The organism is Ruegeria sp. B1 (assembly GCF_056535885.1).
Genome location: NZ_JBQFJA010000001.1, coordinates 3,620,249 through 3,640,614, shown reverse-complemented (window position 1 = coordinate 3,640,614; position 20,366 = coordinate 3,620,249). Strand labels below are relative to the sequence as shown.

General features: G+C 58.4%; 22 protein-coding genes, 3 tRNA genes and 1 pseudogene. 10 read left to right on the top strand and 16 right to left on the bottom strand.

Annotation, left to right across the window (positions count from 1 at the left end; translation table 11 throughout):
* Positions 1-29 precede the first annotated feature (29 nt).
* Complete coding sequence (locus ACR3ES_RS18055; protein ID WP_170433709.1) at positions 30-695, top strand: NnrU family protein; 666 nt, start codon at positions 30-32, stop codon at positions 693-695.
* A 71-nt stretch (positions 696-766) separates the two neighbouring features.
* Positions 767-1,285, top strand: coding sequence for a DUF2478 domain-containing protein (locus ACR3ES_RS18050; RefSeq protein ID WP_170433707.1), 519 nt, complete (start codon positions 767-769; stop codon positions 1,283-1,285).
* Between the two features lie 116 nt (positions 1,286-1,401).
* Here ACR3ES_RS18050 and ACR3ES_RS18045 read toward each other — a convergent pair.
* Positions 1,402-1,485 (bottom strand) — tRNA-Tyr (locus tag ACR3ES_RS18045).
* Positions 1,486-1,601: 116 nt separating this feature from the next.
* Between ACR3ES_RS18045 and rlmB the strand changes: the two genes are divergently transcribed.
* From rlmB to ACR3ES_RS18025, 4 genes are all read left to right on the top strand, one after another.
* On the top strand, positions 1,602-2,375 hold the full coding sequence (rlmB, locus tag ACR3ES_RS18040; RefSeq protein ID WP_170433705.1) for a 23S rRNA (guanosine(2251)-2'-O)-methyltransferase RlmB: 774 nt from the start codon (positions 1,602-1,604) through the stop codon (positions 2,373-2,375).
* Between the two features lie 12 nt (positions 2,376-2,387).
* A complete protein-coding gene (locus ACR3ES_RS18035) occupies positions 2,388-2,669 on the top strand; it encodes a hypothetical protein (RefSeq protein WP_170433910.1) in 282 nt (93 codons plus the stop codon).
* 105 nt (positions 2,670-2,774) lie between these two features.
* Positions 2,775-3,227 carry a YHS domain-containing (seleno)protein gene (locus tag ACR3ES_RS18030; RefSeq protein ID WP_170433703.1) on the top strand — a complete coding sequence of 151 codons (453 nt, stop codon included), beginning with the start codon at positions 2,775-2,777 and terminating at the stop codon, positions 3,225-3,227.
* A gap of 196 nt (positions 3,228-3,423) precedes the next feature.
* Positions 3,424-3,894 (top strand): CoA-binding protein, encoded by a 471-nt coding sequence (locus tag ACR3ES_RS18025; RefSeq protein WP_170433701.1) that lies wholly within the window; start codon positions 3,424-3,426, stop codon positions 3,892-3,894.
* 4 nt (positions 3,895-3,898) lie between these two features.
* On the opposite strand, the gene ACR3ES_RS18020 is transcribed toward ACR3ES_RS18025, so the two are convergent.
* The 3 genes from ACR3ES_RS18020 to hisF all read right to left on the bottom strand — a co-directional run bounded on the left by ACR3ES_RS18020 (position 3,899) and on the right by hisF (position 5,631).
* Positions 3,899-4,489, bottom strand: a complete 591-nt coding sequence (locus ACR3ES_RS18020) for a hypothetical protein (RefSeq protein WP_480458691.1) — start codon at positions 4,487-4,489, stop codon at positions 3,899-3,901.
* Positions 4,490-4,555: 66 nt separating this feature from the next.
* Complete coding sequence (locus tag ACR3ES_RS18015; protein ID WP_170433699.1) at positions 4,556-4,873, bottom strand: phosphoribosyl-ATP diphosphatase; 318 nt, start codon at positions 4,871-4,873, stop codon at positions 4,556-4,558.
* Positions 4,870-5,631, bottom strand: a complete 762-nt coding sequence (hisF, locus tag ACR3ES_RS18010; protein ID WP_170433697.1) for an imidazole glycerol phosphate synthase subunit HisF — start codon at positions 5,629-5,631, stop codon at positions 4,870-4,872. Before hisF ends, ACR3ES_RS18015 begins: the two co-directional genes overlap by 4 nt.
* A gap of 117 nt (positions 5,632-5,748) precedes the next feature.
* Between hisF and ACR3ES_RS18005 the strand changes: the two genes are divergently transcribed.
* Complete coding sequence (locus ACR3ES_RS18005; RefSeq protein WP_480424127.1) at positions 5,749-6,198, top strand: DUF302 domain-containing protein; 450 nt, start codon at positions 5,749-5,751, stop codon at positions 6,196-6,198.
* 11 nt (positions 6,199-6,209) lie between these two features.
* Here the strand turns inward: ACR3ES_RS18005 and ACR3ES_RS18000 are convergent, their stop codons facing one another.
* Entirely contained in the window at positions 6,210-6,674 is a 465-nt protein-coding gene (locus ACR3ES_RS18000) for a DUF2867 domain-containing protein (RefSeq protein WP_170433695.1), read from the bottom strand.
* A gap of 4 nt (positions 6,675-6,678) precedes the next feature.
* Complete coding sequence (gene hisA, locus ACR3ES_RS17995) at positions 6,679-7,401, bottom strand: 1-(5-phosphoribosyl)-5-[(5-phosphoribosylamino)methylideneamino]imidazole-4-carboxamide isomerase (RefSeq protein WP_170433693.1); 723 nt, start codon at positions 7,399-7,401, stop codon at positions 6,679-6,681.
* A gap of 133 nt (positions 7,402-7,534) precedes the next feature.
* Here hisA and ACR3ES_RS17990 point away from each other — a divergent pair, with 133 nt between their 5' ends.
* Entirely contained in the window at positions 7,535-7,936 is a 402-nt protein-coding gene (locus tag ACR3ES_RS17990; RefSeq protein ID WP_170433691.1) for a DUF2147 domain-containing protein, read from the top strand.
* A 4-nt stretch (positions 7,937-7,940) separates the two neighbouring features.
* On the opposite strand, the gene hisH is transcribed toward ACR3ES_RS17990, so the two are convergent.
* On the bottom strand, positions 7,941-8,579 hold the full coding sequence (gene hisH / locus ACR3ES_RS17985; RefSeq protein ID WP_170433689.1) for an imidazole glycerol phosphate synthase subunit HisH: 639 nt from the start codon (positions 8,577-8,579) through the stop codon (positions 7,941-7,943).
* Complete coding sequence (gene hisB / locus ACR3ES_RS17980; RefSeq protein WP_170433687.1) at positions 8,580-9,167, bottom strand: imidazoleglycerol-phosphate dehydratase HisB; 588 nt, start codon at positions 9,165-9,167, stop codon at positions 8,580-8,582.
* A 153-nt stretch (positions 9,168-9,320) separates the two neighbouring features.
* Between hisB and ACR3ES_RS17975 the strand changes: the two genes are divergently transcribed.
* Positions 9,321-9,560 (top strand): Lrp/AsnC family transcriptional regulator, encoded by a 240-nt coding sequence (locus tag ACR3ES_RS17975; protein WP_170433685.1) that lies wholly within the window; start codon positions 9,321-9,323, stop codon positions 9,558-9,560.
* Here ACR3ES_RS17975 and ACR3ES_RS17970 read toward each other — a convergent pair.
* From ACR3ES_RS17970 to ACR3ES_RS17935, 8 genes and pseudogenes are all read right to left on the bottom strand, one after another.
* Positions 9,557-10,027 (bottom strand): hypothetical protein, encoded by a 471-nt coding sequence (locus ACR3ES_RS17970; protein WP_480424124.1) that lies wholly within the window; start codon positions 10,025-10,027, stop codon positions 9,557-9,559. The genes ACR3ES_RS17975 and ACR3ES_RS17970 overlap by 4 nt on opposite strands.
* 75 nt (positions 10,028-10,102) lie before the next feature.
* Positions 10,103-11,204: pseudogene (locus ACR3ES_RS17965) on the bottom strand (IS3 family transposase).
* Positions 11,205-11,235: 31 nt separating this feature from the next.
* Positions 11,236-11,661 carry a GNAT family N-acetyltransferase gene (locus ACR3ES_RS17960; RefSeq protein ID WP_480424122.1) on the bottom strand — a complete coding sequence of 142 codons (426 nt, stop codon included), beginning with the start codon at positions 11,659-11,661 and terminating at the stop codon, positions 11,236-11,238.
* An 85-nt stretch (positions 11,662-11,746) separates the two neighbouring features.
* Positions 11,747-11,821, bottom strand: a tRNA-Gly gene (locus ACR3ES_RS17955).
* A 33-nt stretch (positions 11,822-11,854) separates the two neighbouring features.
* Positions 11,855-11,929: transfer RNA gene (locus ACR3ES_RS17950), tRNA-Gly, on the bottom strand.
* Between the two features lie 302 nt (positions 11,930-12,231).
* Entirely contained in the window at positions 12,232-12,615 is a 384-nt protein-coding gene (locus ACR3ES_RS17945) for an MAPEG family protein (RefSeq protein WP_170433681.1), read from the bottom strand.
* A 77-nt stretch (positions 12,616-12,692) separates the two neighbouring features.
* Positions 12,693-16,130 carry a pyruvate carboxylase gene (locus ACR3ES_RS17940; protein ID WP_480424120.1) on the bottom strand — a complete coding sequence of 1,146 codons (3,438 nt, stop codon included), beginning with the start codon at positions 16,128-16,130 and terminating at the stop codon, positions 12,693-12,695.
* 146 nt (positions 16,131-16,276) lie between these two features.
* Positions 16,277-17,413 carry an alpha-hydroxy acid oxidase gene (locus ACR3ES_RS17935; protein WP_480424118.1) on the bottom strand — a complete coding sequence of 379 codons (1,137 nt, stop codon included), beginning with the start codon at positions 17,411-17,413 and terminating at the stop codon, positions 16,277-16,279.
* A gap of 155 nt (positions 17,414-17,568) precedes the next feature.
* Between ACR3ES_RS17935 and ACR3ES_RS17930 the strand changes: the two genes are divergently transcribed.
* Positions 17,569-20,022, top strand: coding sequence for a UvrD-helicase domain-containing protein (locus ACR3ES_RS17930; protein ID WP_170433675.1), 2,454 nt, complete (start codon positions 17,569-17,571; stop codon positions 20,020-20,022).
* The last annotated feature ends 344 nt before the right edge of the window (positions 20,023-20,366 follow it).

Genomic DNA, 20,366 nt, shown 5'->3' with positions numbered 1-20,366 from the left:
CACCGGTGGCAACAGGTTCGGAGAAGATCATGGCCGGTTGGGGCGTATTCCTCGCAGCACTCGTTGCCTTTCTGCTCAGCCATGCCATACCCGTACGCCCTGCGGTGCGGGGCTGGCTGATGGAGGTACTGGGCAAAAAGGGTTATTTCGCAAGCTATTCGCTGCTGTCCCTGGCGGTGCTGGCGTGGCTGATCGTTGCCGCGGCAAACGCACCCTATGTCGAGGTCATTCCGTCGTTTCAAGTGTTGCGCTGGGTGCCGCTGTTGATCATGCCGATTGTGTGCTGGCTTGCCCTAGCGGGACTGGCCATCGAAAACCCGTTTTCTTTCGGTGGTGTCGGGCGTCGACCGTTCGACCCTGATCAACCGGGCATCCTGAGGACCACGCGCCACCCGATCCTTGCCGCTTTGATGTTATGGGCGCTGGCGCATCTGCTTGCCAACGGCAGCCTGTCCCATGTCATCCTGTTTGGCTTGTTTGCCGGCTTCGCGGCGTTGGGCATGGCCCTGATCGACCGGCGCAAGGCGCGGGACATGGGCGCGGAATGGGTCCGTTTGTCGCGTCACACCGCCCGCCTGTCCCTGCATGCGCCACGTCCGTGGCCGTCGGTTTGGGTCTGGCTGGCCTCTATCGCGGTTTTTCTTGTTTTGCTCCACCTGCACGTACCCGTCATAGGCCTCTCGCCACTGCCCTGAAGCGGGGAGTGGTCGGGCAGTGCGCTGCGTGCTATCTGAAAGTTCACACATTCCACGACTGGGAGAACCCAATGAATCTGGCCTATGTCACGACAACCGACCGCGGTGCCACCGACCGCCTTCTGAGCGCGGTTGCGGAACATCTTTTGGCACACGGCGCGCGTCTGGCCGGCGTGGTGCAGACCAACACTGAATGTGCCGACAGCAGTAAATGCGACATGGATGTCAAGGTGTTGCCCGACGGAGAAACCATCCGCATTTCGCAATCCCTGGGCAGCGCGTCGCGCGGCTGCCGTCTGGACCCGGCGGCGCTGGAACAGGCAGTGGGCCTTGTGACCGCCTCACTGGCGAGTGATCCGCAACTGCTGATCATCAACAAATTCGGCAAGCACGAGGCGGACGGGCGCGGTTTCCGTCCCTTGATTGCCGAGGCATTAGCCCAGGACATCCCGGTTCTGGTCGGAGTGAACGACCTGAACAGTGCCGGATTTCAGGAGTTCACCGGTGGCGAGGCGGACCGGCTTGCTGCTGATCTCAATGCTATCGTTGACTGGTACAATCGCATCGCCGCGCGGCGTGCCGCCGCCTGATGGCAGGTATTCGAAACCCTGCTCCCAGAACCGATGAGTGCCAAATGATCTCACAAGTTCAATAGGGAATTTCCGTTTAGGAAAATATTTGCCTTGGTTTCAGATATTTATGAGAATGGTGGGCGACCCTGGAATCGAACCAGGCGTGCGTCTCCGCGAGGGAGTTACAGTCCCCTGCCACACCTTGCGGCCTGTCGCCCACTGTCAGGCGTTGCACCCGACGTGGAGGCGTGATTACAAGCGCGCCAAACGAGCGTCAACAGGAAAGTTCCGCCGCTGTGCAGGAAACCAAACCCTCGGCCCGGAGGCCTGGATAATGAAGAAACCCAAGTGGGTCGTGGAAAAGGAACAGGCACGTAAAGCGGCGGCGTCCGAGACGGTCTGGTTGTTTGGCTTGCATGCGGTTCGGGACGCGCTGATGAACCCGAACCGTCAGAAATTGCGCCTGATCGTCACCCGAAACGCGGGCGACAAGCTGGACGATGCAATAGCGTTTGCGGGGGTTGAGGCCGAGATGGCGGACCCGCGAAAATTTACCGCTCCGCTTGATCCGGGCTCGGTGCATCAGGGGGCTGCGCTGGAAGTCAAACCGCTGGACTGGGGCGGGCTGGCCGAGAACTGCATCGGGCGCGAAAATCCGCGCGTTATCCTGTTGGATCGCGTCACTGATCCCCACAATGTCGGTGCGATCCTCCGGTCGGCTGAGGTGTTAGGGGCCAGCGCGGTGATCGCCACCCGCCACCACTCTGCGCCAGAGACGGGTGCGCTGGCCAAGACTGCCAGCGGGGCGTTGGAACGACAGCCCTATCTGCGGGTCCGAAATCTGGCGGATGCAATTCTGGAACTTCAGAACATGGGTTTTCTGGTTCTGGGCCTGGATGGGGAGGCACAGGACACAATCGAAGCTACCCTGGGCGAGCAACGGGATCGCCCGGTCGCGCTGGTGCTGGGGGCCGAAGGGCCCGGATTGCGGCAAAAGACCAAGGAGACGGTCGATCATCTGGTGAAAATTGACGCAGCCGGCGGGTTTGGGTCCCTGAACGTCTCAAATGCGGCCGCAATCGCCCTATATGCGTCTCGGCACCAATAACGGGAGGGCGCCATTTCAGGTCCGTCGAAAATCGCAACCTGCTGCTATTGCGGGACACGTGCGGCGCTGGTTCTCAAGGGGAAGCAGCGTCACGAACTCAGCTGTTCCAGTTGCGGCGCGCCGCTCCATAACCTCAAGATGCTGCCAAAACGCAAAGTCGAGAGTTACAAACCCAAACGAGACAAAACAGTCCGAAACGTTCCGCACAAGTCGAAACGCAAGAAGAAGAAAAGAAGCCTGTTCTCGCATGTTCTGGACGAGGCATGGGACGTGATCGAAGACATCTTTGATTAATTGCGGATCATGGCGACACAGGCGTTCACAACCGCGTCAACGGGGGTGTTACACAGCGGAAAAAGTTGCAGTTTGAGGGTCTGAAATCTTAACCCTGTATCTGTGATGCTGACCTTACGTTCCTTTTTTGGCGCGCTGACCGCCCTTTTCCTTGGTTCTGCCCTCTACGCGCAGGACCGGCCTGTCTACTTCGCGACCGATGGTGCCGCGATGGCCGGGTACGATCCCGTGTCCTATTTTGAAGGCGACGTTCCGATGCGCGGCCAGCCCGAAATTGCCGTGATGTGGAAAGGTGCTTTGTGGTTCTTTGCATCGCAGGAAAACAGAGAGGCGTTTGAAAGCAACCCGCGTGCCTTTGCACCGCAATTCGGTGGGTATTGTTCCTATGGAATGGCGCTCGGCGTTCTGGAAAGCACGGATCCGATGGCGTGGCAGGTGATCGATGGCAGGCTGTATTTGACTCATTCACCTGCGGTCGAGCAGATCTGGGGTCAGGATACCAGTGATTACATCCATATGGCCGAGGAAAACTGGCCGGGTATTCTGTATCGGGAATAGGGGAATTTCCGCCTTTTGTGAAAAGTCATCACAAAAATGCGCGCCCCCTCTTTTTTTTAACCAAATCATGCCTAAATGTCACAGTGACCGCGGAACGGAACTGCCGCGGGTCATTTCACTGTCCCTCGTTCCAAAACTTGCGCCCAAGACTTCTTGGGCGCTTTTTTCTTTTCAGGACCCTGCGTAAGGTAAGCGCATGCCTGAGTATTCCGACGATTTTCTCAAATCGATCCTACAGCGGACAAAAACCGTCGCAGTTGTGGGTGTATCGATGAATCCGGTGCGGCCCAGTTACTATGTGGCCCGGTATCTGTCGCTCAAAGGGTATACAGTGGTCCCGGTCAACCCCGGGCACGCGGGAAAAGAGCTTTTTGGCCGGACGGTTCAAGGCGCGTTGTCAGATGTAACAGAGCCTGTTGATATGGTTGACATATTCCGCAGGTCAGAGGCTGTGCCTCCGATTGTTGATGAAGCACTGGATGCGTTTCCGAAACTGGGCACGATCTGGATGCAAATCGGCGTTGAGCATGACGATGCGGCGGCGAAGGCGCAGGCGCGCGGCGTCGACGTGGTGATGAACCGGTGTCCCAAAATCGAATACCAGCGGCTGTTCGGAGAGTTGCGCATGGGCGGCTTCAGCACCGGCATCATTTCGTCCAAACTGTAGCTGTTTACCCGCCCGTGTAGGGTTTCAGCCGGGCAACCTGTTCCTGACGCCGTTTCTCCAAAACCACCTCGCGCGGGATCCAATCGTATCGTGTATCCTCGACCAGGGGCGACCAGAACAACACCCCGCCATAGCGCCAAGGGTCCAGAACCACGCCGTCGTACAGCGAATCTCCGCTGCGGCTGATAATCGCCGTGCTGTGGTCGATTCGGAACGGGTTGTCGGCGTTGGCGATGGCACGGTGCAGCGTGAGTGTCTCAAAGTTCTCCTGACTTAACCGACGTTCGATATCCTCAGCCCAGTGCCAGCACAGCCCGCGCGGTCGCAGCCCGTTGTTTACCTTGGCATTATGGATCAGCGGGGGGTCGGTGATTTCGTATTCCTGCACCAATTGCGCGGTGTAAGCATAGGCAATCCGCGCAGCGCGATCAGCCTCGGTCGGGTCCACGTCTGGACCAAGGCCGCGTATCTCGGCCGCAAGCCTTTGTACCTCTTGACTGTCTGAAGGGGGCGGGGCGACGCATCCGGCCAGCAAAAGGCCGCACAAAACCATCAGCGCAAGTGCAAAACGTCGGAACACGTCAGCGATCCCCATTGTGAATGCGCCGTGGCGCTCTGGGGAAACTATACGCGGCCTGTCGAACTGGTGAAAGCTCGGGTTCTACGTCTGGGGACGTGCAGCCTTTTCGTCGATCCCACTCATGCCCTGACGCGCTGCCAGTTCATTCAGTACGGAATCCAAAGACACATCTCGCGACGCAAGCATGACCAGCAGGTGATACAGAACGTCAGCAGCCTCGGCCGTCAGCTTGTCCTGATCGCCTTTAACCGCCTCGACAATCGCTTCGACGGCTTCTTCGCCGAATTTCTCGGCACATTTTTCCGGCCCTTTGGCCAGCAGCTTGGCTGTCCAGCTGGAGTCGGGGTCGGCGCTTTTCCGGGCGTCGATCGTTGCGGCCAGGTCGTGCAGAATACTCATGTCAGCCTCATGGGGATGCCGGCGGCGGCCATATGGTCCTTGGCCTCGCGAATAGTGAACTCGCCGAAATGAAAGATCGAGGCGGCCAGAACTGCGCTGGCACCGCCTTCGGTGACGCCCTCGACCAGATGGTCCAGAGTGCCCACGCCGCCCGAAGCGATGACCGGCACGTCAACGGCATCCGAGATGGCGCGGGTCAGGGGCAGATTGAACCCGGCTTTGGTGCCATCGCGATCCATTGAGGTCAGCAGGATTTCACCCGCGCCCTTGGCGACTACCGTTTTGGCAAACTCGACCGCATCGATGCCGGTTGGCTTGCGCCCGCCATGGGTAAAGATCTCCCACTTACCGGGGCTGACGGTTTTGGCGTCAATGGCAACCACAATACACTGGCTTCCGAATTGATCTGCGGCCTCGGCCACGACATCCGGGTTGGCGACGGCTGCCGAATTGAAGCTGACCTTGTCCGCACCTGCCAGAAGCAGGGCGCGCACGTTTTCCTTGGTACGTACGCCGCCACCTACAGTCAGCGGCACAAAGCATTGCTCGGCCGTGCGTTGCACAACATCGAACATGGTGCCGCGGTTTTCATGCGTGGCGTGAATATCCAGAAAGCAAATCTCATCCGCACCTGCTGCGTCATAGGCTTTGGCCGATTCCACCGGATCGCCGGCATCGCGCAAGCCTACAAAGTTGACGCCTTTGACGACACGGCCATCGGCGACATCGAGGCAGGGAATGATACGGGTTTTCAGCATGCGCCTTCCTTTGCTGGCGCACCTCTACCGGCAAAGCCCCGCCGATGCCAGACTTGTGATTGCCACTTGTCTTAAACCTGTGAAAACTGTCCCCAAATTCACCAGGAGATCAATGAGATGCAAAAACTCATTTTGACAACGGCATTTATTCTCGGAGGAGCTGTCGCAGCGATGGCGGACGATGACATCATCAAGATCAACACCGACAAATCGGTGTCCGAGGCATTGGACGCGCTTGAAGCCGCTGTTGGAAACGCGGGCGCGACGGTCTTTGCCCGTGTGGATCACGCAGCAGGGGCGGAAAAGGTCGGCATGACCATACCCGACAATCAGGTGCTGATTTTCGGCAACCCGGCGCTTGGTACGCCCGCCATGCAGATCGATCCGCGCGCAGGCCTGTTCCTGCCACTCAAGGTCCAGGCCTATGAGGACGAGAACGGTCAGGTCTGGCTGGCCTACGAAGATCCAAAGGAAACCATGGACGAGCTTGATGCGGTTGAGAAATCTCCTGTGATCGAGAAAATGCGCGGGGCTCTGGCCAATCTGACGGCCGCTGCAGCCGGTTAACCGGTTTCAACTCAGGCGCTTGCGCGACCGACCCGCGCAAGCGCGTTCCGGGCGATCAGGATGTGGAACGGCAGGATCAAAGCCAGATACAGCCGCCCTCCGAGATTATGCCGATGCACCCAGGTGGCCAGCGAAACGCGACCACCTTCGGAATGAACCGACACCCGGAAATCCAGATGGCGATCGTTGAAACCCGCGATCAGTTCCGTCCCATCGTCGTGTTCAACCGGAAAAATACCGACCTTGTCCTCGGCGGATGGCCCGGATGCGCTGATCCCGAACGGCGCAACCAGAAGACCGCGCAGGCGAACCAGAGCCATTGCCCAACCGGGGAAGGCAGTGATGATGTCCGCCGCGGTGCGCGGGGGCAGATCGGACGCAACGCTGTAGCAATCCAGGAAATCACCTGGCTGACACCGTTTGTGCAGCAGGCTCGTTTCCGGCAGGTCAGACCGTTTCACGTGCGGCTTAAACATCAGGCTATGCCCTGAGCGTCTCAAGGGCCTCTCTCAGATCAATCGCCCCATCATAAAGCGCGCGTCCGGAAATCGCACCATTCAGACCTGCGCCACAATCGCGCAGGGCAATGAGGTCGCCAATCGATGAGACGCCGCCCGAGGCGATGACCGGAATGGACACCGAGCGCGCCAGCGCGGCGGTTGCTTGGACATTCGGGCCCTGCATCGCGCCGTCGCGATTGATATCCGTATAGATGATCGCCGCGACCCCCGCGTCTTCGAAGCTGCGCGCCAGATCCGTGACCTCGACGCTGGTTTCTTCGGCCCAGCCCTTGGTGGCCACCATGCCGTTACGCGCATCTATGCCGACCGCAACCTGATCGGGAAACGCCTTGGCTGCGTCTCGTACAAGGTCGGGATTTTCGACGGCTACCGTGCCCAGAATCACGCGCGCCAGCCCCTTATCCAGCCACGTTTCAATGGTGGCCATATCGCGAATGCCGCCGCCCAGCTGGGCGGGCACGTTGCAGGTCTTCAAAATGGCTTCGACCGGGGCCGCGTTGACCGGTTCTCCAGCGAATGCCCCGTTCAGATCGACCAGATGCAGCCATTCGCACCCGGCCTCAACAAAATCCCGGGCCTGAGCGGCCGGGTCATCGTTGAAAACCGTCGCCTTGTCCATTTCACCACGCAGCAGGCGAACGGCCTGGCCGTCTTTGAGGTCGATGGCGGGATAGAGGATCATGTAGTGGGCCTTGTCTCACTGATATTCGGGCGGGATATCGCACAGGCGGGGCAGGGGATGCAACGCGACGCAAAGTTAACCTTGCCCGAAACAGGCAGCCGCGCCAGACTGAAGTCAAAATTGGGAGACAATCATGAAAAAATTTATCTTTGCAGCGGGATTTGCTACGCTCGCGTCTACCGCTTTTGCGGCTGATCCGGTTGACGGGCTCTGGAAAACTCAGCCGGGCGACACCGGCGGTTACCTGCATGTATCCATCGCACCCTGCGGCAGCGCCATTTGCGGCACCATCGACAGTGCCTTTAGTGCCGACGGCAACCAGAATCTGGAATACGAAAATCTCGGCAAACAGATCATCTGGGACATGGTGTCCGAAGGCGGTGGCAGCTATGGCGACGGCAAGATTTGGGACCCGGAACGTGACAAGACGTACGTCTCTAAAATGACCCTGGACAGCCAGAACCAACTGACAGTCAAAGGCTGCGTTGCCGGTGGGCTGGTCTGCCGTGGCCAGACCTGGACGCGGGTTCAATAACTGCTCAGGGCGCCCAGGTCAGGAAGTTCCCGATCATGCGCAGCCCCACATCCTGACTTTTCTCAGGGTGAAACTGCAAACCCAGCATCGTGTCGCGGCCAATGACGGCCGTGACGTCCTGCCCGTAATCCACATGGGCCAACCGCTGCGCCGGGTCATCAACCCGAAAGTGGTAGGAATGCACGAAGTAGACGTGATCGCCTGAACGGATCCCCGAAAAGATCGGGTGCTCACTCTCGACCACCAGATCGTTCCAACCCATATGCGGCACTTTCAGCGCGCTGTCCGAGGGATTGATCCGCACCACATCGCCGGCCACCCAATCCAATCCATCCGTCTCGCTGTATTCATGGCCCTTTGTGGCCATCAATTGCATGCCCACACAAATGCCAAGAAACGGGCGACCTTTCTGCTCGACTGCTTCGACCATCGCGGCATAGATGCCCTTGTGACCACGCAGTTCAGCAGCGCAGGCCGGAAAGGCGCCGTCCCCGGGCAAGACCAGCCGATCGGCGCGTGCAACAATATCCGCGTCTGAGGTCACGACTACCTCGCCCGCATCCATCTCGCGCGCCATGCGTTGAAACGCCTTTTCGGCCGAGTGCAGGTTACCGCTTTCATAGTCGATGATGGCGGTGAGCATTCAGAGCGCACCCTTGGTCGACGGAATCGCATCCGCCTTGCGCGGATCGGTCTCAACTGCCAGCCGCAGGGCACGGGCGACGGCCTTAAAGGCGGCCTCGGCGATGTGGTGGCTGTTGAACCCGTGCACCTGGTCGATATGCAGCGTTATGCCGCCATGGGTGCTGAGCGCCTGAAAGAACTCGCGCACCAGTTCGGTGTCGAACGCCCCAATCTTTGGCGTGGGCAGGTCCACGTTCCAGATCAGGTACGGGCGCCCGGACAAGTCCAGCGCGCAACGCACCTGCGCGTCGTCCATCGGCAAGTTGCACTCGCCATAGCGGCGGATGCCTTTCTTGTCGCCCAACGCCTGCGTCAGCGCCTGACCCAGTGCAATTCCGGTGTCCTCGACCGTGTGGTGGTCGTCGATGTGATAATCACCCTCGGCACGGATTGTCATGTCGATCAGCGAATGGCGCGCCAACTGGTCCAGCATGTGGTCAAAGAAGCCAACGCCGGTCTGGTTGTCATAGGTGCCGGTGCCGTCCAGATTGACCTCGACCGAGATCTCGGTCTCGGCAGTCTGACGGCTGATCTTTGCGCTGCGCATGGGTGAATTCCTTTTGCTTCAGGCGCGCTTATAGACCCGGAAGGCCGCCCTATCCAGACCGCTTAGAGCCTATGCCGCAAACTGTTGCAGGGGATTGCACCCCGGCGCAGCCCATGCCAGCCTGCGCGCAACGCAACCAATAAGGCGCGGCCCATGTCCACCTGTGTTTTCATTCAGATCCGCTGCAAACCCGGCACCACTTACAAGGTCGCTGAAGAGATCGCCCTGCGGGAAATTCACTCGGAACTCTACTCGACCAGCGGCGAATATGACCTGATGCTCAAACTCTACATCCCCGAAACCGAGGATGTAGGCCATTTCATCAACGAAAACCTGCTGGTGATCCTGAATATCGAACGCTCGCTGACCACGATGACGTTCAAGGCGTTCTAACCCAGCTCGAACGTGGTCACGCCGAAGATTCGGCTCAGATCGATATCCGGCTCATGGTCGGAATACATCCGCGCTGTTTCAAACACCTTGTCCAGCTCAAGTTCGTCGGCCAGAGCGAAAGCCGTCGCGTTGGGCTGAGGCATATCGACGAAGACCTCATGTTCGTTGTGGTCTTCAGGAATAGCCTCAAGAAGTGCCCCTAGTAGGTTCTTCGCGATTTCGGATGTATCCGCAAACAGAGGGCCTACTTTATAGCCGGTGAGGCAGGGGCGCAGCGTTGCGTAGCCACGGATTTTGCCGTTCTCGGTATACAGCTTCGAGACATGGCTGTAGGCGCTCAACCAGCTTTCCAGAAACAGGTCGCGCGATGCGGGAAACAACTTTCGGTCATAGGCTTTAACCTCTTGGGAGGCGCTATTCAGATCCGTAGTATTGGTGTTCGGGCCTGCACCCAATTTTGCCAACATTCGAGTCTTGGTGCCTGAAAAGCGTGCCTTGAGCCCCAACCTTGGACCGCCAGAAGCTAGATTTTTCCGGCTCTATCACGATGACGGGCTGGTGACGCCATCGGGATAATGCATGGCAATCGGGACGTTGTATCCGATTGCGCTGTGGGTCTGTCCTCATTGTAGTGCCGACGCCAATCCTCCAGCTTTTCGCGGGCATCTGCAAGGCTCATGAACCAGTGCGCGTTCAGGCATTCCGCCCGGAGCTTGCTGTTAAACGCCTCAATGAAGCCATTGTCCGTGGGCTTTCCAGGCCGTGAGAAGTCGAGGGTAACGTCGTTGGCGTAGGCCCAGAGATCGAGGTCCCGCGAGATGAACTCGCTGCCGTTATCGACTCTGATCGTCTTGGGGTAGCCGATCTGCCCGCAGACCCGTTCGAGCGTCTGCACAACATCTTCGCCCCGATAGGTGAAGCGCGGATCGGCTGCAGGGCAGAGCCGGGAATGCGTGTCAACGACGGTCAGGATGCGCAACCTCCTACCCAGGGCGAGCTGGTCGTGAACGAAGTCCATCGCCCAGACATCGTTAGGCCCGACGGCTTCATGACGGTCTTCTCTGAGCTTTGCCTTCACCCGGCGCTTGGGGTGCTTGTTCCTGAGCTGCAGGCCCAACTCGTTGTAAATCCTGCGTGTCTTCTTCATGTTGATCACCCAACCCTCCCGTCTAAGAAGCACGTGGACGCGCCTGTAGCCATAGCGCACACGCGTCTCTGCGATCTCTTTGATCCGCCGTTCGACGGCAGCCTGATCCGTCCGCCGGGACTTGTAGTGGTAGGTGGATGTGTCGAAGCAGATGGCCCCACAAGCCTTCCGGATCGACACACCCCAATCAACGCACATCCCGGTGACAATCTCGCGCAAACGGCCAGGCTTCAGAGCTTTCGCCGAATGACATCCTGAAGCATCTCCCGATCCAGCGTCAGGTCCGCCACGATCTTCTTCAGCCGGGTGTTCTCGTCCTCCAGCGCCTTCAGCCGGCGCATCTCGTCAGGCAACAAGCCGCCGTACTTCTTCTTCCAATTGAAGTATGTCGCCTGGCTGATCCCAGCCTTTCGGCAGATCTCCGCGACCGGTGTGCCTTGCTCGCCCTGCTTCAGGATGAAGGCCTTCTGCGCCTCCGTGAACTTCGATGCTTTCATGCGATTCCGCTCCTCTCCCAGCCAGGGAAATTTAGCGGAAAACTCCAGCTCCGAACGATCCAGTTTTCAGGGGGCAGAGCAAGCGGTAGTTGTTATAAGCGAAGGTGAACCCGGACTTGCGATAATTGTCCTGCTGCTCGACCACGCCGTCCAATCCCATATTGCGCCCTTTGCAGTGGGCCAGAGCATGCTGAGCGATCTCAAGACCATGGCCATGGTGCCGAAATTCCGGTCGCACAATGTAAAAACCTAAGAACGAAAACGCATCATCGTAATTGACGGCTGAAACAGACGCGATCATTTCGCCATCCAGAAACCCGCCCAGAAACCCGCCCGGATCAGTTGAATAGAAACACTCGGCATCGTGGATACCAGGGTTCCACCCCTCGCGCCCGGCCCAGTCCACGGCATATTGCACTTCGTCGGCGGTCAGGTGGCGAATGGTATAATCCGACATGGGCATGATCTCGACTTGTTGAAACTTGCGGCCAGAATGGCCCAACCGTCAGCGAAGAACCAGCATGTTCGGAAAGCTTGGTATCTGGAGCGGGCGAGGCGATTCGAACGCCCGACCCTAACCTTGGCAAGGTTATGCTCTACCCCTGAGCTACGCCCGCATCAGATACATATGCAACCCTAAGGTCTCTCAATGGAGCGGGCGAGGCGATTCGAACGCCCGACCCTAACCTTGGCAAGGTTATGCTCTACCCCTGAGCTACGCCCGCGCCGTTGAGTGAGGAGGGATGTATTAATTCCCATGCCGCGCTGCAAGCGGAAAAACACATAAGCCTAGAAAATCTTTCGACGGAAACCGGCGTTTGGGACGTTAAAACAACGGAACATTACAAAAGAGAATGGCCGGAGGGACGATATGAGATGTGTCGGAGACCTTAAGATCGCGGTTCTGGCTGCCATGATTTTGCTGGTGAAGCTAATGCCGGTGACGGGCAAGGACAGGATCAGTCAATTCGAGCCGCTTTTCCGGAATGCACCAGGCATTGAGAGACACGTGTTGGCGGGATAAGGCCTAAAGTAACAGCGCAAGGTTTGCTAAAGCTGCCAGTAGAATTGCCGTAAAGGTCAGCCCCATGCCTATTTGTCGCAAAATGACGATCTGAGGTGTGCGGCCAAAACCGTAGGCGTGCAAAACGCGCCCTGCGGCCAGTGTCAGGCCAAGCAGATTGACCAGCCATCCACCCGCGCCCTGCAATTCGACTATGGCAATGAGCAGCAAAGAAAAGGGTGCATATTCAGCGCAATTGGCCTGCGTTCGCATGGCTTTGATCATCGTTTTCTGACCACCATCGCCGACCGAGACCTTGTCGCTGCGCCGTCGCAGGATCACGTTCACGGACAGGGCGACAAACAGAAACGCCAGCAGCGCGGCGTATATCGGGGTGATGGTCAGCATGACGGGCCTCCGGTCCATTCACAAAAAGGCCGCGCGGTGTCCCACGCGGCCCTTTCGAGTGTATCTCGTTCTACGGTTTATTCCAGTTCGACGAGCAAGTCCTTTGCATCAATCTGACCACCGGGTTGAACATGCACCGCCTTGATTTTTGCATCGCGCTCGGCGTGGATACCGGTTTCCATTTTCATGGCTTCGATGGTGAGCAGCATGTCGCCTTCTTTGACCTCCTGCCCAGCGGTCACCGCGACAGTCGCCACAACACCCGGCATCGGCGCACCGACATGGTTGGGATTGCCGACCTCGGCCTTAGGCCGTGCTTGGGTGGCCGAAGTCACCATACGGTTTGGCACACGGATCACGCGGGGCTGGCCATTGAGTTCGAAAAACACTTTGACCTCGCCCTTTTCATCGGTCTCGCCGATGGCCTGACAGCGGATTTCAAGCGTCTTGCCTGGGTCGATTTCAGCGGTGATCTCCTCTCCGGCCTCCATACCGTAGAAGAATGTCCGCGTCGGCAGGGTCCGGACCGGGCCGTAAATCCGATGGCGACCCATGTAATCCAGGAACACCTTGGGGTACATCAGGTATCCGTTCAGATCCTCGTCATCGACTTCCTTTCCTTCGAGTTGCTTGGACAGGTCCGCCCGGGTCGCTTCCAGATCGACGGGCTCGACATCCTGTCCGGGACGAGCCGTGTTCGGCGCTTCGTCCTTCAGCACTTTCCGGATGATGGTGTCCGGGAAGCCACCGGGTGGCTGACCCAGGTTGCCGCGCATCATGTCCACGACGGAGTCAGGAAAGGCGACTTCCGTTCCTGGATCCTCCACTTGCTGACGTGTCAGCCCCTGGCTGACCATCATCAGAGCCATGTCGCCAACAACCTTGGACGACGGTGTCACTTTGACGATGTCACCAAACATCCGGTTCACGTCCGCATACATCTGCGCCACTTCGTGCCAGCGCTCTTCGAGGCCCAGAGACCGCGCTTGCGCCTTGAGGTTGGTAAACTGCCCACCGGGCATTTCATGCAGGTACACTTCGGAGGCCGGCGCCTGCAAGCTGGATTCGAAAGCGGCATACTGGCCGCGCACCGCCTCAAAGTAATCGCTGATCTCGCGGATTGCCTTGATGTCCAGCCCGGTGTCCCTGTCGGTATGGCGCAGGGCCTCGACCACCGTGCCCAGCGTCGCCTGTGACGTGTTGCCAGAAAAACTGTCCATCGCGCAATCCACGGCATCCACGCCCGCCTCGGAGGCGGCCAAGATGGTCGCGCTGGCGATCCCTGCGGTGTCATGGGTGTGGAAATGGATCGGCAACCCGACTTCTTCCTTCAAAGCGCGGATCAGGATTCGGGCGGAGGCTGGTTTCAGCAATCCGGCCATGTCTTTCAACCCCAGAACATGCGCCCCGGCATCGCGCAGGTCCTTGGCCATGCCGACATAATATTGCAGGTCGTACTTGGCACGGTCCGGGTCCAGAATATCACCCGTGTAGCACACCGTACCTTCGCAGATTTTGCCGTTTTCGACGACCGCATCCATGGCAACCCGCATGTTTTCGACCCAGTTCAGCGAGTCGAATACCCGGAACACATCAATATTTTCGGACGCCTGGCGCACAAATTCCTGCACCACATTGTCAGGGTAATTGGTATAGCCGACCCCGTTCGCGCCGCGCAGCAGCATTTGCGTCATCAGGTTCGGCATCGCCTCGCGCAGATCGCGCAGACGCTGCCACGGGCATTCCTGCAAGAACCGGTAAGCTACGTCAAAGGTTGCACCGCCCCAGCACTCGACGCTGAACAGCTGCGGCAGGTTGGCTGCATAGGTCGGAGCGACCTTGATCATGTCGATCGAGCGCATGCGGGTGGCCAGCAAAGATTGGTGCCCGTCCCGCATGGTGGTGTCGGTGATCAGCAACTGGCGCTGCGCCTTCATCCAGTCGGCAACGGCCTGCGGGCCTTTCTGTTCCAGCAGGTTGCGCGTGCCCATCTGGGGTTCGGCTTTCAGCGCCGGGGGTTTGGCTTCTCTTAGGTCGGGGCGTGGCGTTGGGCGGTCCTTGGTTTCGGGATGCCCATTTACAGTGATATCGGCAATGTAGGTCAGAACCTTTGTGCCCCGGTCGCGGCGGCGCTTGAACGTGAACAGGTCCGGCGTCGTGTCGATGAACTTGGTTGTGTATTCATTCGACAGGAAGGTCGGGTGTTTCAGCAGGTTGATGACAAAGTCGATATTGGTGCTGACGCCGCGAATACGGAACTCGCGCAGGGCGCGGTCCATTCTGGCAATCGCCATATCCGGTGTCGGAGCCCAGGCGGTCACCTTGGTCAGCAAAGAGTCGTAAAACCGCGTGATCACCCCGCCCGAATAGGCCGTACCACCATCCAGCCGGATCCCCATACCGGTTGCTTCGCGGTAGGCGGTGATGCGGCCATAGTCGGGGATGAAGTTGTTTTGGGGGTCCTCGGTCGTGATCCGGGTCTGCAACGCGTGGCCGTTCAACTGAACATCGGCCTGGCTTGCGGCGCCAGTGGCTTCGGCCAGCGTCTTGCCCTCGGCGATCAGAATCTGCGCCTGAACGATGTCGATCCCGGTGACTTCTTCGGTGACCGTGTGTTCAACCTGCACACGCGGGTTCACTTCGATGAAATAGAATTTGCCCGTTTCCATATCCATCAGGAATTCAACGGTGCCCGCGCATTCATAATTCACATGAGCGCAAATCTTGCGGCCGAGTTCGCAGATTTCTGTGCGTTGCTCTTCAGACAGATACGGGGCAGGGGCGCGTTCGACGACCTTTTGGTTGCGGCGCTGGACCGAACAGTCTCGTTCATACAGGTGATAAATCTCACCGTGTTTGTCACCGAGGATCTGAACCTCAACATGGCGGGCGCGGGTGATCATCTTTTCGAGATAGCCTTCGCCGTTGCCAAACGCGGCTTCGGCCTCACGCCGACCTTCAAGAACCTTTTCCTCCAGTTCATCTTCGGAGTCGATGGGTCGCATCCCGCGACCGCCGCCACCCCAGGACGCCTTGAGCATCAGCGGATACCCAATCTCAGCGGCTTCTTTGCGGATTGCGTCCATGTCATCGCCCAGCACTTCGGTCGCTGGGATAACCGGCACGCCTGCTTCAATGGCAACGCGCCGCGCACTGGCCTTATCGCCAAGCGCCCGCATGGTTTCGGCCTTTGGTCCAATAAAGGTGATGCCATTGTGAACGCAGGCATCCACAAAGTCCGGGTTCTCGGACAAGAGGCCATAGCCCGGATGGATCGCGTCCGCGCCGCACTCTTTGGCCACGCGAATGATCTCGTCGATGGACAGATACGCGGCAACCGGCCCCATCCCTTCGCCAATGCGGTATGCCTCGTCTGATTTGAACCGATGCAGGCCTAGCTTGTCCTCTTCGGCAAAGACAGCAACGGTGCGTTTGCCCATTTCGTTGGCTGCGCGCATCACGCGAATGGCAATCTCACCGCGGTTGGCGATCAGGATCTTGTTGAAGTCGGTCATTTGGTGTCCCGGTCTTGATGGTTTGGGCGTGTTAATAGACGGAGATTATGCGCGCGTATACCGGCGGTTATGGGTGGAATCGGTATGTTATCGCTCGCAAACGCCTCATGTTCGCGGATTTCTTATACGCACGCTGCGCCGCAGCATCAATTGCCCTGTTTACGTTGGGGTAATTGGGCAAGTGTGGCGATCCCCATCTGGCCCATATTCGCCAGCATATCCTGCCTTAGAACGTCGATCACATGCGCCGGTCCGCGGGGACCAAGCGCCCCAAGACCATAGAGAAACGCCCGTCCGGCCATGACGAAATCGGCCCCGTTTGCCAATGCACGCAAAATATCCAGCCCGCCTTCGACGCCGCTGTCGAATATCAGCGGCAGCCGCGTCGCGGCGCGAATGGCTGGCAGCACCTCAATCGTGGCCGGGGCCGCGTCAAACTGACGACCTCCGTGATTCGAGACCCATAGCGTATCAACGCCAACCTGTTGCAGGCGATCCGCATCCTCGGGGCGCAGCACGCCTTTGACAATCAGCGGACCGTCCCAGTTGTCGCGCAGCCATTTCACGTACCCAATGTCCGGAGAGGCGCGGAGCAGGTATCCGATATGTGCCGTTGGCGGCAGGTTCTGGGACGTGTCGATATACTTCTCCAGCGTGCGCATGCTGGGCACACCGTTGCGCAGCATGCCCATGGCCCAGGCTGGACGTCGGCACACTTGCGCCATCAGGCGGGGCGTGAATCGGGGCGGTTGCGTCAGCCCGGACCGTGTTTGCCGTTCGCGTCGCGAGGCGACAGGAACATCCACGGTCAAAACCAGCGTCTCAAACCCCGCGCGCCGCGCTCGGTTCAAAACATCGGCCCGGATTTCAGGGTCTTTCGGCGGGTAGAGTTGAAACCACGCGTTGGTACCCAGATGTGGCGCCAGATCTTCGGGGCTTTGGCTGGCCACAGTGGACAAGGTGTAGGGCAGGCCAGCGGCGGCGGCGGCACGGGCCAGAATTCCTTCGGCATCGGGCCAGACCAGCCCGGACATTCCAATTGGGGCGACGCCAAAGGGCAGTGCATAATCGCACCCAAGGAACTGGACATCGGTGTCGAACGTCAATTCTCCGTGCAGGATAGACGGGCTGAACTGGATATGGTCCAGCGCTGCCCGATTGCGGTGCCGCGCGGCTTCAACCCCGGTGCCGCTGTCGATGTATTCCCAGACGAAATGCGGCAGGCGCTGTTTCGCGCGCCGCTTCAAATCCGCGATCCCTGGATATCTACTGTGCAGGTCCATGCGGCTTGATCCGATCTGTCGCGCGATTCGGCAAGGTTTCGCTACGCGCCGTGGTCCGGTGTTCTGAATTGGATCGCGGAAGAGAGGAAATGGTCTTGCGAACAAGCCGTGAACAAACCCTTTTCCTTGTCGCCCATCCAGCGTAGTTTGGCGCCATGAGCAGTTTTGATGAAACCGACGCCTTTGAGGGCGCATCATTGTCGGCGCGCGCGATGGCGGCACGGCCGGTGCCGTATCTGGATGACCTCAATCCGGCACAACGCGAAGCGGTCGAACATCTGGACGGGCCAGTCCTGATGTTGGCAGGGGCCGGGACAGGGAAAACCAAGGCCCTGACGACGCGGATTGCGCATTTGCTGCATACGGGCAAGGCGCGCCCGAACGAGATTCTGGCGGTGACTTTTACCAACAAAGCTGCCCGAGAGATGAAAAATCGCGTCGGTCACCTGCTGGGCCAGCCTGCCGAAGGGATGCCCTGGCTGGGAACCTTTCACGCGATCTGTGTCAAACTTCTGCGTCGGCATGCGGAACTGGTCGATCTGAAATCGAATTTCACCATTCTGGACAGCGATGACCAACTGCGCTTGCTCAAGCAATTGGTGCAGGTCGCGAATATCGATGACAAGCGCTGGCCCGCACGCATGCTGGCGGGCATAATCGACGATTGGAAAAACCGCGCCCTGACGCCTGACAAGGTGCCCGCCGCGGATGCTGGGGCCTATAACCACAAGGGCGTCGAGCTTTATGCCCAATACCAGACCCGCCTGCGCGAGTTGAACGCGGTGGATTTTGGTGACCTGCTGCTGCATATGGTCACGATTTTCCAGAGCCACCCGGACGTGCTGGAACAGTATCAGCGCTGGTTCCGCTATATCCTCGTGGACGAGTATCAGGACACCAACGTCGCGCAATATCTCTGGCTGCGCCTGCTGGCCGGAGGACACAAGAACATCTGCTGCGTGGGCGACGACGATCAGTCGATCTATGGCTGGCGCGGGGCGGAAGTGGGGAACATCCTAAGGTTCGAGAAGGACTTCCCCGGAGCGTTTGTGGTGCGGCTGGAACAAAACTACCGCTCGACCCCGCATATTCTGGCGGCGGCCTCGAATGTGATCCGTGGAAACACAAAACGTTTGGGTAAAGAGCTTTGGACCGACCGAGACGAGGGTGAGAAGGTCCGCCTCATCGGGCATTGGGATGCGGAAGAAGAAGCGCGTTGGATATGCGATGAAATCGACGCGATGCAAAGCGGCACTCGCGGTATGCGGCCAATAGATCTCGATGAGATGGCAATAATGGTCCGAGCAACCCATCAAATGAAAACGCTTGAAGACAGGTTTTTGAAAATTGGTATGCCTTACCGTGTCATCGGCGGGGTACCCTTTTATCGAAGGTTGGAAATCAGAGATGCCATTGCTTACTTCCGTGTTGTGGTAAGCCCTGACAATGATCTGGCTTTTGAGCGAATCGTAAACACACCAAAACGCTCTTTAGGCCCCAAGGCGCAACAAATAATCCAGCGAGTCGCTCGTGAAGAAGGAAAGTCACAGGTTGAGAGTGCGCGAATTGCGATCGATCAGAAGCTGATTAAGGGCAAGGGCGCTGCATCTTTGCGTGAACTAGTCGACGGCCTTGAGCGTTGGAACTCAATGGTGCGCGGCCCACGGATTGAAATTGATGACGGCTCCGTGATCGATGATGGTGCCACACCAATCCGGTATGGCGATCCTGACGTCTCGCATGTTGAGTTGGCGCAGATCATTCTTGACGAAAGTGGCTATACAGAGAGTTATCTAACGCCTCTTTCCGATAAAGAAATGCAAATGGAACCAAAGCCGCCTCGCAAGCCTCGTGACCATGAGGCTGCCGGACGGTTAGAAAACCTAAAGGAGTTGGTTCAACAATTGGGCGATTTCCAAAATCTACAAGGATTTCTGGAGCATGTAAGTCTGGTTATGGATAACGATCAGGACATTGATGAGCCAAAGGTTTCAATAATGACGCTGCATGCGGCCAAGGGATCGGAATATCCTGCGGTTTTTCTGCCGGGTTGGGAGGAAGGATTGTTTCCGTCCCAACGCTCTATGGACGAATCTGGTTTGAAAGGGCTCGAGGAAGAGCGGCGTCTTGCATATGTCGGCTTAACTCGTGCGGAAGAGGTATGCACAATTTCATTTGCTTCAAATAGGTTGATTTTCTCTGGTGAAACCAGAGGTTGGCAACCGATGATGCCATCGCGGTTCATCGACGAATTGCCTGACGACCATGTCGAGGTTCTAACACCTCCGGGGTTGTATGGCGGGCAGGTGTCGGCGGGCATTGAAACCCGCGCAGCTGAGGCGAATATTTACAACTCGCCAGGCTGGAAGCGGATGCAGGCTCGCCAAGGGCAATATGGCATGTCGCAACCGAAAGAGAGCCGCAATACGGTGATCGACGCGACGGCCTTAGCCAGTTTCACGCTTGGGGAGCGCGTGTTTCACCAGAAGTTCGGTTATGGTGCGGTGATCGGGATCGAAGGCGACAAGGTCGAGGTCGATTTCGACAAGGCCGGCACCAAGAAAGTCGTGTCACGTTTCCTGTCGGCAAAAGATGACGTGCCGTTCTGACCCAAAGGAATGTGCCTGAGGGCACATGCTCGATTGTCTGATGGGCGCCCGGTCGTGACCGCGGCGCCCTTCCTCTGTCCGACAAAAGAAAAACGGCGGTTCCCAGGGAGGAGGAGAGGGAACCGCCGTTCTTTTCAACACCAGGGCAGGGAGGAGGAGAGCCCCGATGTATCCGAACCCGGGTCTGATCCCGGTATGAGGAAGACGCGGCGACGTCAGGGAGGAGGTAGACGTCGCCGCGCGCTTTCAACATCGGAGCAGGGAGGAGGAGAGCCCCGATGTATCAGTGTCCGGCATCACAAAGCCGGTATAAGGTGCGACAGCATCAGGGAGGAGGTAGATGC